Source organism: Kitasatospora sp. NPDC050543 (genome assembly GCF_044457565.1).
Taxonomy (GTDB): Bacteria; Actinomycetota; Actinomycetes; order Streptomycetales; family Streptomycetaceae; genus Kitasatospora.
This window is the reverse complement of the sequence record NZ_JBITGZ010000064.1, coordinates 1-13,753: the sequence shown is the minus strand read 5'-3', so window position 1 is coordinate 13,753 and position 13,753 is coordinate 1. Positions and strand designations below refer to the sequence as shown.

The 13,753-nt window shown below is 70.5% G+C and carries 14 protein-coding genes and 4 pseudogenes; 11 read left to right on the top strand and 7 right to left on the bottom strand.

Annotated features, from left to right (window positions below; all coding sequences use genetic code 11):
- Positions 1-335: 335 nt before the first annotated feature.
- The gene (locus ACIBH3_RS35110; protein ID WP_396316184.1) at positions 336-575 is read right to left on the bottom strand and encodes a helicase associated domain-containing protein; all 240 of its coding nucleotides are present in this window, start codon (positions 573-575) and stop codon (positions 336-338) included.
- Between ACIBH3_RS35110 and ACIBH3_RS35105 the strand changes: the two are divergent.
- The 7 genes and pseudogenes from ACIBH3_RS35105 to ACIBH3_RS35075 all read left to right on the top strand — a co-directional run.
- Positions 498-674 (top strand): annotated as a pseudogene (locus ACIBH3_RS35105) (hypothetical protein); the annotation flags it as partial. The gene ACIBH3_RS35110 and the pseudogene ACIBH3_RS35105 overlap by 78 nt on opposite strands.
- A 223-nt stretch (positions 675-897) precedes the next feature.
- The gene (locus tag ACIBH3_RS35100) at positions 898-1,791 is read left to right on the top strand and encodes a hypothetical protein (RefSeq protein ID WP_396316183.1); all 894 of its coding nucleotides are present in this window, start codon (positions 898-900) and stop codon (positions 1,789-1,791) included.
- On the top strand, positions 1,785-2,300 hold the full coding sequence (locus ACIBH3_RS35095; RefSeq protein WP_396316182.1) for a Tn3 family transposase: 516 nt from the start codon (positions 1,785-1,787) through the stop codon (positions 2,298-2,300). Before ACIBH3_RS35100 ends, ACIBH3_RS35095 begins: the two co-directional genes overlap by 7 nt.
- Positions 2,231-3,133, top strand: coding sequence for a Tn3 family transposase (locus tag ACIBH3_RS35090; protein WP_396316181.1), 903 nt, complete (start codon positions 2,231-2,233; stop codon positions 3,131-3,133). The genes ACIBH3_RS35095 and ACIBH3_RS35090 overlap by 70 nt, the downstream gene beginning before the upstream one ends.
- Before the next feature lie 351 nt (positions 3,134-3,484).
- A complete protein-coding gene (locus tag ACIBH3_RS35085; RefSeq protein WP_396316180.1) occupies positions 3,485-4,027 on the top strand; it encodes a hypothetical protein in 543 nt (180 codons plus the stop codon).
- The gene (locus ACIBH3_RS35080) at positions 4,014-4,622 is read left to right on the top strand and encodes a Fic family protein (RefSeq protein ID WP_396316179.1); all 609 of its coding nucleotides are present in this window, start codon (positions 4,014-4,016) and stop codon (positions 4,620-4,622) included. The genes ACIBH3_RS35085 and ACIBH3_RS35080 overlap by 14 nt, the downstream gene beginning before the upstream one ends.
- A 95-nt stretch (positions 4,623-4,717) precedes the next feature.
- Positions 4,718-5,392: a recombinase family protein gene (locus ACIBH3_RS35075; RefSeq protein WP_396316178.1), complete on the top strand. Its 675-nt coding sequence runs from the start codon at positions 4,718-4,720 to the stop codon at positions 5,390-5,392.
- Between the two features lie 31 nt (positions 5,393-5,423).
- Here ACIBH3_RS35075 and ACIBH3_RS35070 read toward each other — a convergent pair.
- Positions 5,424-5,876: pseudogene (locus ACIBH3_RS35070) on the bottom strand (Tn3 family transposase); the annotation flags it as partial.
- Positions 5,877-5,929: 53 nt separating this feature from the next.
- A pseudogene (locus ACIBH3_RS35065) lies at positions 5,930-6,136 on the bottom strand (transposase); the annotation flags it as partial.
- 397 nt (positions 6,137-6,533) lie between these two features.
- On the opposite strand from ACIBH3_RS35065, the gene ACIBH3_RS35060 reads away from it, so the two are divergent.
- Both ACIBH3_RS35060 and ACIBH3_RS35055 read left to right on the top strand, forming a co-directional pair.
- A complete protein-coding gene (locus ACIBH3_RS35060; RefSeq protein WP_396316177.1) occupies positions 6,534-8,051 on the top strand; it encodes a glycosyltransferase in 1,518 nt (505 codons plus the stop codon).
- A gap of 1,081 nt (positions 8,052-9,132) precedes the next feature.
- Complete coding sequence (locus ACIBH3_RS35055; RefSeq protein ID WP_396316176.1) at positions 9,133-9,627, top strand: hypothetical protein; 495 nt, start codon at positions 9,133-9,135, stop codon at positions 9,625-9,627.
- Here the strand turns inward: ACIBH3_RS35055 and ACIBH3_RS35050 are convergent.
- On the bottom strand, positions 9,593-9,982 hold the full coding sequence (locus tag ACIBH3_RS35050; protein WP_396316175.1) for a transposase: 390 nt from the start codon (positions 9,980-9,982) through the stop codon (positions 9,593-9,595). The genes ACIBH3_RS35055 and ACIBH3_RS35050 overlap by 35 nt on opposite strands.
- Positions 9,955-10,254, bottom strand: a complete 300-nt coding sequence (locus ACIBH3_RS35045) for a hypothetical protein (protein WP_396316174.1) — start codon at positions 10,252-10,254, stop codon at positions 9,955-9,957. The genes ACIBH3_RS35050 and ACIBH3_RS35045 overlap by 28 nt, the downstream gene beginning before the upstream one ends.
- Before the next feature lie 270 nt (positions 10,255-10,524).
- Between ACIBH3_RS35045 and ACIBH3_RS35040 the strand changes: the two genes are divergently transcribed.
- On the top strand, positions 10,525-11,658 hold the full coding sequence (locus ACIBH3_RS35040) for an NlpC/P60 family protein (RefSeq protein WP_396316173.1): 1,134 nt from the start codon (positions 10,525-10,527) through the stop codon (positions 11,656-11,658).
- Between the two features lie 253 nt (positions 11,659-11,911).
- On the opposite strand, the gene ACIBH3_RS35035 is transcribed toward ACIBH3_RS35040, so the two are convergent.
- Positions 11,912-12,328 carry a hypothetical protein gene (locus tag ACIBH3_RS35035; RefSeq protein WP_396316172.1) on the bottom strand — a complete coding sequence of 139 codons (417 nt, stop codon included), beginning with the start codon at positions 12,326-12,328 and terminating at the stop codon, positions 11,912-11,914.
- A gap of 316 nt (positions 12,329-12,644) precedes the next feature.
- Here ACIBH3_RS35035 and ACIBH3_RS35030 point away from each other — a divergent pair, with 316 nt between their 5' ends.
- Positions 12,645-12,989, top strand: a complete 345-nt coding sequence (locus ACIBH3_RS35030; protein ID WP_396316171.1) for a hypothetical protein — start codon at positions 12,645-12,647, stop codon at positions 12,987-12,989.
- 295 nt (positions 12,990-13,284) lie between these two features.
- Here the strand turns inward: ACIBH3_RS35030 and ACIBH3_RS35025 are convergent.
- Positions 13,285-13,500: pseudogene (locus ACIBH3_RS35025) on the bottom strand (hypothetical protein); the annotation flags it as partial.
- Between the last annotated feature and the right edge of the window lie 253 nt (positions 13,501-13,753).

Below are 13,753 nucleotides of genomic sequence, written 5' to 3'. Positions count from 1 at the left end.
GCACCCCCCCACGGGGGCCGCCCGGTCCCCCTCGGGGCCCTGTGGGCCGGGGGGGCCGGGGGGGGCCCGGGGGGGGTTGGGGGGGGGGGGGGGGGGGGGGGCGCCCCCCCACCTACCCGACAGATCGAGATCACCTACCTGGCGCTACGTCACACCCTGCTCAAAGGCCGAGTTCTACGTTCGAAGGACCCGGTGGGCCTCAACCAGGAGATGTGGGGACTACTCACCCGTTACCAGGGCCTGCGCTCGGTGATGGTGACCGCGGTGGAGACAACGCCCGGCTGCGATCCGCCACATCGCGTCCAGCGCGGTCAGCTTCGCGTCCTGCTCGGCCGTCAGCTTCGCGTTGTTCCGCTGGCGGCCCATCCAGGCGCCGACGCCGTGGCCGTCGGCTTCTCGGCGGCCGGGACGGCCAGGTGCCCGTGCAGGCCGGCCCAGGCGCGGGCGTAGGCGAAGCCGCGCTCCCAGTGGGCGTGCTTGTCCCAGATCATGGCCAGCTGGTCCAGCTCATTGACCCTCACCGGGGCGAGCAGGCCGGCGCCCTTGAGGTAGCGCTGCCGGTCCAGCCAGCTCACCAGGCGAGGCCGAGCAGGAGGTGTTGCGCCTTCCTGGCGGCGCGGGTGTGGGCATCGGTCGAAGGGCCGCGGGCGCTGTTCGACCGGGCGGTGGTGCGGCTGGTGGACAACCGGGTGCTGCTGCCAGGAATCACGACACTGACCCGGCTGGTGGCCGAGACGCGGGCCCATGAGATGGCCGAGCTGTACCGGACGCTGGACGAGGCGGTGCCGGGCGCACTGCGGCAGGCGATGCGCGAACTGCTGAAGGCGCCTTCCGGGAAGCGGGTCTCGGAGCTGGAGCGGCTGCGGACCCGGACCGGTGCGGGTGTCGGGAACGGCGATGCGCGAGGCCCTGGACCGGGCCCGGGAGGTGCGGGCGCTCGGGGCCGGCCTGGTGGAGACCGGCGGGTTCCGCCTGCGCGGATGGCGGGCGCTGGCCCGGTACGGGCTGGGCTCGAAGGCGCCTACCCTGCGGGATCTGGAGGAAACCCGGAAGACCGCGACGATGCTGGCCACGGTGCGGCACCTGGAGACCGCCTCGGTGGACGACGCCCTTGACCTGCTCGACGTCCTGATGGGCAGTCGACTGCTGGCGAGGGCCGAGAGGATCGGGCGGGAGGAGAAGCTCAAGTCACTGCCGGAGCTGAAGACGGCTGCCGGGCGGGTGGCCAAGGCGGTGGAGGTGCTGCTGGACACCGCGCCCGCCACCGTGGACGGCGAGGCGGTGTCGGTGCTGGACGCCTGGGAGGCGATCGAGAAGGTGATGCCGCGCGCCAAGCTCGCCGAGGCCCTGGCGACGATCGCCGAGTGCGTGCCGGAAGGCGATGGGGACGAGGACGCGGAGTGGCGGGCCGCACTGGCCTCCCGGTACGGCACGGTGCGTGGCTTCATCCGGCTGCTGGTGGAGACCGTGGACTTCGGCGCGGTGGAGGCCGAGGCGCCGGTGGTGAGGGCGCTCAAGCAGCTGCCGCACCTGGTCGGGCGGCGCAAGGTCGCCGCCTCCGAGGTGGAGCAGGTGCTGGTGACCGGCTCGTGGCGGCGCCTGGTGTTCGCCAACCCAGATGTCGCGCCGGGATGCGTGGAGAAGGCGGCGTACTCGTTCTGCGCGCTGGAGCACCTGCACCGGGCGCTTCGCCGCCAGGACGTGTTCGCCAGGCACGGGGACCGGTGGGGCGACCCGCGGGTCAACTGCTGGCGGGCGACCGTTGGGAGGGCGCCGAGCCGACCGTGTTGACCGCACTCGGGCTGGAAACGGAGCCGGCCGGGCACCTGGCCGAACTCGCCTCGGCCCTGCACGGCGCGTACCACCAGGTCGTCGCCGGGCTGCCGACGAACAGCGCGGTGAGCGTGAAGGACGGCAAGCTGCAGCTGGACCGACTCGGCCCCGCCCCCGAGCCGAACCTGATGCCGGCCTTCCGGCAGCTGGCCAACAGCATGCTGCCGAAGGGCGACTTCCCCGAGCTTCTGCTGGAGGTCGCCGAGCTGACCGGCATGACGACAGCGTTCACCCACATCTCCGGCGCCGATGCGCATATGGACGACTTCGAGGTCAGCGTGTGCGTGCTGCTGCTCGCGGAGCCCTGCAAGGTCGGCCTGACCCCGGTCGCCAAGCCGAACGTGCCGGCACTCACCCGCGCCCGGATGGTTGCGGACGGGTTCGCTTCACTGTGCCGGTGCAGACCCTGCACGCGGGCTACAGCCCCCTGTACTTCGGGCTGCGCAAGAAGGGCGCCACCTGGCTGAACGTCGTCAACGACCAGGTCATGGGTCTGGCCGGGGTGGTGGTGCCCGGCATGCTGCGCGACTCGCTGTTCATCCTGGACGCGCTGCTGGGCCGCTACGGCGGGCCGAAGCCGGAGACCGTCGTGACTGACACCGCCTCCTACGACATCGTGTTCGGCCTGTTCGCGATCTGCGGCTACCAGTTCTCCCCGCGGATTGCCGACATCTCCGACGCCCGCCTGTGGCGCACCCACGCGAGCGCCGACTACGGCCCGCTGCAGGAGGTCTCCCGGCACACGGTGCGTCTGGATCGCATCCGTGCGCACTGGGGCGACATGCTGCGCGTAGCCGGGTCCCTGACGCTTGCTGAGGTCCGCGGTCACGACCTGATCCGCATGCTGTGCCGGGACGGGCGCCCGACCGGCCTGGGCGACGCCTTCGCCCACTACGGGCGGATCTTCAAGACCCTGCACCTGCTGCAGTTCGTCTCTGACGACGGCTACCGCCGCATGATCGGCAAGCAGCTGAACATCACCGAGGCCCGCCACCGCCTCGCCCGGCGGATCTTCTTCGGCCAGCGCGGCGAGCTGCGGCAGAACTACTGCGAGGGCGTTGAGGACAAGCTCGGCGCGCTCGGCCTGGCCCTCAACGCCGTGGTCCTGTGGAACAGCCTCTACCTCGACCGGGCGGCCAAACAGCTCGCCGCCGACGGCTTCCCCGTCACCGACGACCTCCTTGCCCGCCTCTCGCCTCTCGCCGCTCCAGTTCGACCACATCAACTTCCTCGGCCGGTACGCGTTCTTCCGCCCGGCCGAGGCTGGGCGCCGGCCGCTGCGCGAACCATCGGTCGGTGACGATGAGAGCGGGCTGTGGGTTCTGCACGGATGGCCGCACGGGGTGCGGTCCGAATAACCGTTCGCGGTCCCAGGGGCTTTGAGCCGAGACTGATGGGTCGATCACATCGGACAGGAAGAGTGGCCAGCGCTGACGTACAACCGTGACACCCTGCCCTTCCCCGAGAACCGTGTGCCCCCATCACCTACGAGGGCATTCGGAACTGGGATGAGTTCGACCCTGCCCGCCACTCGTTCGCCTGGGACGAGGACGAGGAAGCCCACCTTCACTCGCTGGTCCGCGAGTGGGTGCCACCCGTGCTCTCCGGTATGGCCGGCTGGTGGCAGGGCGAACGCTGGTGTGAAAGTCAGGTGGACGCGATCATCCGGGAGAGATACGGCACCTGGGCCTGGGGATGGAGCTGGTGCTACCGCGACGGCGGGCCCATCGGTAGCTGGGTCAGCGGGGCAGGCTCGGTGACGACCCCCGACGAGACCGCAGAACGCGTCGTATCCGCGCTGTTGGAGTGGCGGGAGTGGTTGGAGCGAACGGCCCAGCGCTTCGCCGAACTGGCACCGCCGCCGGACGCCTCACCCGAAGATCGCAGCTTCCACCTGGAGCGGGCCTGCGTCCGGCTCGTGACCCACACGCTGGACTCGGGCGCGGAGGGCGGCTGGTACGGCCAGGCCTCGATAGTCCTGGGCTGGTTCCTCACCAGCACCGGCATGGACCGAGCCGACGCCGCGCGAGCGGTGGAGAGCGCGATCGGCGGCCGGTTCAAGAGCTGGGTCACCCCGGAACGGACGCTGATCGAATCCGTCGGTGAGGACCTGGCCGCCGGCCTCACCGGCCACGCCCCGTACCGGGACCACCGTGAGAGGGCGGCGCTGGAGGATCTCCATGACCGCTACTGACAGCCTCTCGGTCTGGCTGTGCGTGCGCCGTGAGGCCGACTGGCAACGCGCACCGGCCCTACAGCGGGTCCCGCCCGACCGCGATGGGTTCCGGTCCTGGTGCGAGGGGCCGGTGCGCCGGCGCGACCCGATTCGCGCCGAGCGTCTGCTCGCCGCACACGCCCTGGCCCGAGCCGATGCCGCATGCCGCGCCCCGTTGAACTTCGCCCTGCTGGCCGGCTGGCAGCGCGAGGTCTTCGGCGAGGCAGAGGCACCGTTCCGCGTGAACGACGCCTACGCGAAGGCCGGCCGCGAGCGCTACGGACTGACCCCGCGTACCCAGGCCGACTTTGCTTTCTGCCTGCGCGAGACGACCGGCCCAGACATCCCGCTGGCCGCACGCGCGGCCCGCGCATACCTCGACGTAGCGTTCTTCCACCCCTTCACCGATGGCAACGCCCGCGCTGCCCTGCTGACCTTGGTCCACATCCTGGCCCGGGAGGACATCGTCCTTCCTGAGGTCGGCCTACTCCAGACCACCCGATACGCGGATGACCCGGCGGGCGCCGCCGACCTTGCCACTCTCATCGGGGTGCTCAACCGCCGCCGACACTGAAGCCTTCGGGCGAGAGCGCCAACGACTTCCGCCGGACTTCAACAAACCAGGGAAGTTCAACAACTCGGGAACACCACTTCTGACAGAATCCGGGCGTGAGTACGCCCCTGGAGTCCGACGCCGTCGACCTCCTGGTCGCCGAACCCGCGCACCAGACCGAGATCCTCATCGGGTACGCCCGGGTGTCCACCGGCGGCCAGAAGCTCGACCGCCGGATCGACGCCCTCGCCGCGGCGGGGTGCCGGCGCATCTTCGCGGACAAGAATTCCGGCAAGGACGACCTGCGCCCGGAGCCCAAGGCGTGCCACGCCTGCCTGCAGTCCGGCGACACCCTGGTGGTGCCAGCGCTCGACCGCTACGGCCGATCCCTCAAGGACCTGGTGAACATGGTCGGCGACCTCCGACGCCGCGAGGTCGGCTTCTGTTCGCTGCACCAGCGCTTGGACACCACCACGCCCGGCGGCCGGCTCGTCTTCCACGAAGTCGCGGCGCTCGCGGAGTTCATCCGCGAGCCGATCGTCTCCGGCACCCGCGAGGGCCTGGACGCCGCCCGAGCCCGCGCCCGCGGCCGGTTCGGCGGGCGGCCCACCGTCGCCACCGCCGAGATCATCCGGGCCGCCCGCGACATGCTGCCCAATCCGGAGAACTCGATCACCTCGATCGCCAAGCTCCTCGGCGTCAGCCCCGGCACCCTCTGCAAGCACATCCCCGACCGGCAGGAAGAACTCCGCGCCTCCGGCCGCATCCCGAGACAGCTCACCACCGGTTGATCACTCCCGCTACTCCGTTCCGATCCTCCCCGGAGGCCATGATCCGCAGGATGTCCTCCCAGTGCCGCTCGATCCGCACCAGGTCGCCCCGGCCGCGGGCCGCGTCCTGGAAGGCGCCGTAGTCGGCCGCGCGGTCGACACGCCACATCTTCTGGTCCGGCAGATCTGCCAGCTGCGGCGCGTACGTGAAGCCGGCCAGGGTGAGCAGACCGAACACGATGTCGCTGTAGCTCGCCGTGTCGGTGACGATCATCTCCGGCCGGCGTCCGCCGTCGCGGTCGTAGAGCATGTCCAGGACGTACAGCGAGTCGCGCGGGGTGCCCGCCACCACCTTGCCGCCGAGCCAGGCCGCCTGGTCATTGATCATGTTGAGCCACGTCGCGCCGCCCCGGCGCCCGAAGAATCTTGGGTTCGGCCGCGCGTACACCGACGGCACCGACACGACGAAGCGCATCCCGTCCACCGAGGCGACCAGGCCGCTGCCCGGCGCAGGATCTCCTTCTCGACCTGCCACTCGCGCTCGGCCTTGCGCAGGCGGGCGAGCTCGGCCCGCTCGTCGGCGTTCAGCGCCTGCCCGGTCGACGCCGACTCGGCATCGGCGGCGCGCACCCAGTTCCGCAGGGTCTCGTGGTTGACCCCGATCTCCTTCGCGACCGCCGCGAACGTGTGCCGGCCCTCCGAGGCCCGGCACAGCGCGACGGCATCACGACGGATCTCGTCCGAGTACTTCGACGGACGTCCCACCTGGACTTCCCTTCCTGGATCTACAAGATCCAAGTGTCAGGGTGTCCACGTCGCGGGGCAAAGCTCAGGGCCACTGCGGCCCGGGAGTGTCCGTTCGAAACCCACGAACGAACGAACGCGCCCAGACCGCCGACCACAACAACCACAACCCAAAAGCAAAAGGGCAGGGAGAAAGAGTGTTGTCAGAATGGGCGCGCGGCCTGGGCCGGGCCGTGTGGCCCGTGGGCCTCGGGCATGCGACGGTGGAATCATCCAGCATGGTCCAGCAGCCCCACCGGCCACACACCTGGCACACAACGGAGTTGCCACGGATACGGGTTGCCCGCCCTCAATTCACTGGGGGGCGTCTTGCGTGCCCGGGCCGGTCGGGGCTGTCGCAGGAAAGAAGCCCGGTGCCATGGGAAATCTACTCAACCGGCTGAGATCCGGGTGGGGACCGGCCTTCGCGGCGGAAGCGCAGCGTCGGAGAGAAGGGCCTGCCTTCGGCCCGGCCGAGGCGAACCGGCTCGCCCCCCAGGATGTCGGCCCGGGAAGAATCCTCGCCCTGGTGCCCGCACACAACGAGGAGGGGCTGATCGCGCACACGGTCCGTTCACTGGCCGCGCAGAGCAGACCCGTGCGTGAGGTGATCGTGGTCGCGGACCGGTGCACCGACGGCACGGCCGCCGTCAGCGCAGCCGAGGGCGCCCGGGTTTTCGAGACGGTTTGCAACGACGAGGCCAAGGCGGGTGCGCTGAACCAGGTCCTGGCCGACCTCCTGCCCACCCTGAGCGACAACGACGCTTTGTTGATCATGGATGCGGACACCTTGTTATCGCCGCGCTTCGTTGCCGTCGCCGCCCGCCGTCTGCGCTACCAGGAGGACGATGCGCCCCCCATCGGCGGCGTCGGTGGCATCTTCTACGGCCATCCGGTCAAGGGCGTCATCGAGCACCTGCAGAACAACGAGTACGTGCGTTACGCTCGCGAACTCCAACGGCGCAAGGGCCGCGCCGACGTCCTCACCGGCACGGCCAGCCTCTTCTCCGTCACAGCCCTGCGCGCCGTGCAGCAGGCGCGCGCGGACGGCCTGCTGCCCGAGGGAAAGGGCGTCTACGACGTCGAGGCGATGACCGAGGACAACGAGCTGACCTTGGCCCTCAAGCACCTGGGATACCGCTGCGTGTCCCCGCGGACATGCATCGTGGGCACCGAGGTCATGCCGACTTGGACCCGGCTGTTCTACCAACGCCTTCGCTGGCAGCGGGGCGCCCTGGAAAACCTGCGGGCGTACGGCCTCACCAGCACGACCGCGTCTTATCTCGTCAAACAACTGCTGATGCACCTCAGCGTCGCCTTCCTCCCCTTCTACCTGACCGTCCTGCTCTATACCGTGCTCACCCGCGGTTTCCCGGGCTGGCTGTTGTGGTGGATCGCCATCACGGGCGTGGCCGCCCTCGAACGCGTCTGGTCTGTCAAACGAGGGGGTTGGCGTTCCCTCCTGCTCGCGGCCCCGCTCGTGCCGGAGATCCTCTACGACCTGTTCCTCGGGGCCGTCTACGTCAAGGCGCTGATCGACACCCTTACCGGAGCGCGCCGGACCTGGGAACGCGCACCCCCCACCGTCCCTGGGGCACAACGGCACCACCGGCGCGAAGCGCTCGTCGTCGCCGTCACCGCCACGGGGCTGCTCGCCTTGGACATCGGCACGGCACTGCTGTGCGCAGTGCTGGGCATCGGGTGGGACCTGGTCGCCGTCTTCGTTCTGGGCGGAGTGGGCGCGGCCGTCGTCCGCATGAGCCGGTTCTACCCCAGCGGCCTGTTTCTCACCAGCGGCGAGGAACTTCACCCGGGCGACGACTTCGTCCCACCGCCCGATCCACCCGGATTCGGCGGCCACACCGTTCCCCACACGACTCTCCGGAACCGCCCGTAGCACCGGAACAGCCTGACCGGCCGAGCGAGCGGGGCAGGCCGGACCGGACCGCTATCACCGGTGAGAGCGGTCCGGCCCTGGCCATAGAGCCAAATGACCATCACGGATGGCAGCGGCCCAACGAGCGGCCCGGCGCCGGGCAGGGGCGGGGGCCGGCGGCCGGGGCTCGGCGCAGCGGCCTGTCGCGGGGATGCTGTCGCGCCCCGGCCGGACACGGGGAAACGGCCGTCCGTGCACGTCATCACACGCGACAGCACCCGGCGCGACAACCCACGCGACAGCTCCGCCAGGCGCAGCGGACCGGGCCAGGGCGGCGAGGCGAGGCCGGTCAGCGGCAGCCAGGACGGCGACCAGGCGGTGGAGGGGCGGGGCGGGCACGGAACGGCCGGGACCGGGGCTGGGACCGGGCCGGGGGCGGGGCGGCGGCCAGTTCCGCCCGGGCTCGTCCAGCACGGTATGCACCTGCTCGGACCAGGCCTGCCACAGGCCGCGCTCCGCGGGCCGCGGTGAACCGGTTCCCGGGCCCGGCTGTTCTGCTCGGCGGTCAGCAGGCGCCGCTACCAGCGCCACGCCGCCACCCAGGCCAGGCAGCCACCCGCGAGCGCGGTGAGCGCAAACCACACGAGGTGCACTTCTCCTCCTTCCGCCGGTCGAAGAGGTCGAGAGGGGGGCGGCCACCGGACACCCGGCGGCCGCCCCGAAGCGGGCTCCTGGCGTCCCGTCACCGCTGCCCGGGGATCTGGCCGAGCCGCGGACAAGCGCCGCGAACCCGAGCCACCTCATAACGTCACCACCGTCTCACTGGACTTGAAATCTTCCGTTCCGGCATGGCCGAATGTTCGGATCGAGGCATGGCTCAAGATCACCTGCTGGTCTCCCGGCGGCGGTCCCTGACACCGTCACAGGCGAGCGCTCTCCACTCGAGCTGACGAGGGAGGGACACAGCCTGGATGTCCTCACCTGCCCACAGAAGCCGTTGTCTTTCCGAGAGTGACGGGTGCGTTTCCGCTGGTCAGGCATGGGGTCGGTGTTTCGGCGGCAGGGACGGGGTGTCGTGTCGTCTCTGCAGTGGAGGTTCCGGATGCCCTCGGTGATGGGGCTGTTGGAAGAACGCGAACGCGCTGCCCGGCAGCGGGTTGAGGCCCTTCAGGCCGAACTGCGGGAGGCGGAGGCCGCGTGGGAGCGGTTCGTGATCGCCCGTGAAACGGTGGCCGAGGTCCTGATGGAACCTCGCCGAGGCGAGAGGAATCCACCTGTCGAGGTGGCCGACGAACGGCCGGCGCGGAACACGGCGGCGGTGCCCGGTTCCGTGGTGCCGCACTGGCGGGACGGACTCGATGCCGACGTGCTGGCACCGGACTATCAGCGGATCGTGGACGTCCTGGCCAGTGGGAGCGGGTCGGACGCCGGGGCGATGGACTGCCGGCAACTCGCGGCGGCGCTCGGGCTGGAGGCGATTGCCGCGAAGGTGGAGGGGGTGCGGTCGAAGGCGAAGCGCCTGGCCGCGCGGGGCTGGCTGACCGAAGAGAAGCCGGGGATGTTCAGCACGGCCGCCGGGCGAGGCGCCGGCTCATGACCATGCTCATCGACCACCAGATCATCGCCTCGGCACTGTCGGTGCGGGCCTCGTAGTCGCGGGCGAGGCGGCGTGAACGCATCAGCCACGCGAACGTTCGCTCCACCAGCCACCTCTTCGGCAGGACGACAAAGCCCGTGGTGTCGTCGCTGCGTTTGACCACCGTCAGCGCGGTCCGAAGGACGTCGCGGGCGAAGTCGACCAGGCGGCCGGTGTAACCGCCGTCGGCCCACACCAGCGCGATGCGCCAGTGCCGCATCCGGAGCCGGGCCAGCAGCGTCTGCCCCGCGTCGCGGTCGGTGACGGATGCCGCGGTGACCAGCACGGTCAGCAGCAGCCCGAGGGTGTCCACCACGATATGGCGTTTGCGGCCGTTGACTTGCCGCCGTCGAAGCCCCGAGTGGAGGCCGGCACCGACGCGGCGCCCTTCACCGACTGCGCGTCGATGATGCCCGCGGTCGGCTCCCGGTCGCGGTCGGTGTCCTCGCGGACCAGGTCGCGCAGCCGGTCGTGGAACTCGCCGACCAGGCCCTTGTCCCGCCAGCGTCGGAAGAACGCGTAGACGCGGTCCCACGCGGGGAAGTCGGCGGGCATCGCCCGCCATCGGACGAGAACAACGGCCTCCATCGAACCGAAGTGGCGTCATCCCCCGTTCCAAGAGGTGGAGAGGGAACGGCCGTGGAGGCAGGACCCACCTGTTTGAGCTACTTCGAAGAAAGCGCTGAGGCTGACATCCCCCGCACACGCTCGCCCGCCTGGCCGTGTCCACACGACTGTGCCGTGCCCGCGTTGCCCGGCTTTCCCCGGCGTCACCCAGTCCTGTCCGTTGCCCCCGACAGAGCCTCCCCGTGCTCGCCGTCGCTCTCGACGTCCCGTCCCACGAAGGAGCCCACCGCCATGGGAAACCACCGCAAACCCAGCCTCCCGAGCCGGGCCCGCCTCGCCGTCCTCACCACGGCCGTGGTCGGCGGCGCGGTGCTCGCCGCCGGGACCGCCCACGCCGAGCCGACGCCCACCCTCGCCTCCGTCAAGGAGCAGGTGGACAACCTCAACAAGGAGGCCGAGCAGGCCATCGAGCGCTACAACGGCTTCCAGGAGAAGCGGCAGTCGCTCCAGGGCGACGCCAACCGCATCCAGGACAAGATCGCCCGCGGCCAGCACGCGCTCAACGAACTGCGCACCTCGCTCGGCGCGGTGGCCGGCGAGCAGTACCGCACCAACGGCATCGACCCGGGCGTCCAGCTGATGCTCGACTCCGACCCGGCCGGCTACCTTGAGCGCGCGGCGGTGCAGAACCAGGTCGCCGACAGCCAGGCCGCCCTGCTCAAGCAGGCCAGCGACGCGCAGCGCCGGCTCGACCAGGACCGCGCCGAGGCCACCGCCATGCTCGCCCAACTCGACGCCGCGGGCGCGTCGCTGGACGAGGAGAAGAAGCAGATCCAGGCCAAGCTCGCCCAGGCCGAGGCACTACTCAACAAGCTCAGCGCCGCCGACCGGGCCAGGATCAACGCCCAGGAGAGCGCGGAGAAGGCCAAGGCCGCCGCCCAGCAGGCCGCCGCGGCCGACCGCGCCTCGCGCTCCGCCGAGCGTCCTGCGCCGGGCGCTGCCGCGGCACCCGCGACGGGCTCGGCTGCGGGAACCGCTGCCGGAACTACTGCCGGACCCGCCCCGGCGAGCGCGAGCGGCCGCGCCGCCGACGTCATCAAGTTCGCCACCGCCCAACTCGGCAAGCCCTACGAATGGAGCTCCACCGGACCGAACACCTTCGACTGCTCCGGCCTCACCGGCGCCGCCTACCGCGCGGCCGGCGTCAAGCTCCCCCGGATATCCCAGGACCAGTGGAAGTCCGGCCCGCACATCGCCCGGGGAGACCTCCAGCCCGGTGACCTCGTCTTCTTCTACGACGACATCCACCACGTAGGCCTCTACATCGGCGACGGCAAGATGATCCACGCTCCGCGCAAGGGCAAGAACGTCGAGGTCCTCCCGATCAGCGTGATGCCGTACGTGGGTGCCGTCCGCCCGGCCTGAGCCGGGGTGGCGCCGGGGGCGGTGCGCATCGGAACCGCCCCCGGCGCCACGGACCGGCCGGACCGTGAGAATGCGCAGCCGCGTGTCAGCCCGTGGTCGTTCGGCTGGGGGTCTCCGGGAGACTCGCGGGAACCTGGTTTCAGCGGGGGGCTCTGGCCCGTTGGGCCCTGGTATGCCGTAGGTCCTCGTCGTCACGGATCGGGTCACCGGGCAACGGCTGCCGCCGTGGCGACTCGTACCCGAAGCTGAGTGGTTACCGAGGTCGGCGCTTCAGGGTGACCAGGTCGCCACGAAGCAGCCGACGCTGTCCACGGTCTCGGCGTACAGGAGGCGGTGGGTGGTCAGGTCCCGGTCGGCCCCGTCGAGGAGCTGCCAGGGCGAACGGGCCCGAGACCCCGATCTCACGAGCGAGGTCCGGGTCCATGTCCGGGAAGAACCCGTCCGCGTCACCGCTGGCGAGCGCGGCGGCGATGCCCGCGTCGATCTCATCGGCCCGCGGGTCGGGCCGCCGGGCCCCGTCCGCGCCGGCGCGGGGCGGACCGTTGCCCAGCATGAGCAGCCCGACGCGCTCCGCCCACCCCGCCAGGTGGACGCCGTCCTCGCCGTTCGCGGGCCGGCTCCGGGCGTCGTCCAGCTCGTAGGCACGTCTTGCTGGGGCAGTGATCGTCACGAAATGTGTGCCACCGCCGTTTTCAAGGATCGCCATCAGGGTGGGTCCGACAGCGGGCCCATACAAGGGGGGAACGGCGGATTTCGGCCGATGAGCGCTCGGTCGGGTGTGGCTTCCGTGACCCATGCGACCCGGTACACCCCGCGTGGCACACCGTGCAGTTCGGCACGGGTGAAGCGGCAGCGTGCGGCTGCCATGGCGACTTTCCCACTGTCATATGCGGAGCTTCACAGTCCCTCCCTATATTCGCCGTGGCACGTCCCGGCCGCGGGTCACAGCGGCACTGTCACCACCGACAACGAGGGCGGAAACCATCGTGCGCAGGAACACCAGGAGTAAGAGGCTCGGAATCGCAGGCTGTCTGCTGGCCGGGTTCGCGGCGGCCGGCGTCGTCGCGGCCCCGGCCGCACAGGCGCAGTCGACGTCGCCGACCCGGGTCGAGGGCCTCAACTGCAGCACCCCGACCATCGGATTCCTCAACGGCCAGTGGTACTACGGTATTTCGTGCTCGGCCTGGGGCACCACCAAATGGTGGGTGAACGTCAACTGCTCGGACGGCTCCTCGCGGAGCAACGGCCCGCACACCGACTTCATGAACGTCCTCCTGTACTGCCCGCCGAACACCACCGTCACTAAGGGCTGGGTCAGCTACACCCCGTAACCCGAAGCTACAGTTCCCGCTGCGCCGCCGTCCCGTGCTCAGGGGCGGCGGCGCAGCGGATCTCCCTGCTGTCAGGCATCGGCAGCGCCTCAAGGTCTTCGCGGCTCAGCACGAGGGTCTGCCCGCCGGGGCGACGCCGACACCAGGGGCCCCTTCGTACTGCCGCCGCCCCGGCCCCAGGCGGCCTCGCTTCTCCCGCTCTCCTACGGCCGCCCCCGAAAGCGCGGGCATCGCCACCCACCACTGTTGATCACGCCCGCAAGGGTTCAGGCAGACACCCAGACGCGGCTACCGATCAAAACAGCGCATCGGGTTGAACCTGGATAGCCGCCTCACGCAGGCTTGCCCGCACCGGCGCGAGCGACTGCCCGACCTCACGGTACTTGCCGCTTTCGGTCCACAGCTCCCACAAGTGACTGCCCGCGGAATGGGCCCGCTCCACAGCCCGCAGTGCCACGTCGGCAAGCTCGGGAGTCACAACGGGGAACCCTGTCGACCACTCCCGCAGGTCATCGCGGCACTGGCCTGACTAGCCGTTGCTCTATCGGTCTTGGTGATCGTGAGTTCGAGTCTGCCGACTCGGTCGGGTGATCTTCTGGTCGGCAGGGCATGAGAGGGGGGCCTCCCGCACAGCTCGTGGGTGTCGAATCCAGCCGAGCAACAGGAGGCCCCTGATGCCGCAGTCTTCCGTCTCCGTGACGTTGCCGTCCAACTCCGCACCCCTGTCGTGTGATTGCCTCGCTCACCGGTTCGGGAACGCCGGG

Excerpts from the sequence above, each read along its gene's own strand:
- ACIBH3_RS35060 (WP_396316177.1), top strand. The coding sequence starts at position 6,534 with ATGGGAAATCTACTCAACCGGCTGAGATCCGGGTGGGGACCGGCCTTC.
- ACIBH3_RS35055 (WP_396316176.1), top strand. The coding sequence starts at position 9,133 with ATGCCCTCGGTGATGGGGCTGTTGGAAGAACGCGAACGCGCTGCCCGG.
- ACIBH3_RS35100 (WP_396316183.1), top strand. The coding sequence starts at position 898 with ATGCGCGAGGCCCTGGACCGGGCCCGGGAGGTGCGGGCGCTCGGGGCC.
- ACIBH3_RS35045 (WP_396316174.1), bottom strand. The coding sequence starts at position 10,254 with ATGGAGGCCGTTGTTCTCGTCCGATGGCGGGCGATGCCCGCCGACTTC.
- ACIBH3_RS35040 (WP_396316173.1), top strand. The coding sequence starts at position 10,525 with ATGGGAAACCACCGCAAACCCAGCCTCCCGAGCCGGGCCCGCCTCGCC.
- ACIBH3_RS35080 (WP_396316179.1), top strand. The coding sequence starts at position 4,014 with ATGACCGCTACTGACAGCCTCTCGGTCTGGCTGTGCGTGCGCCGTGAG.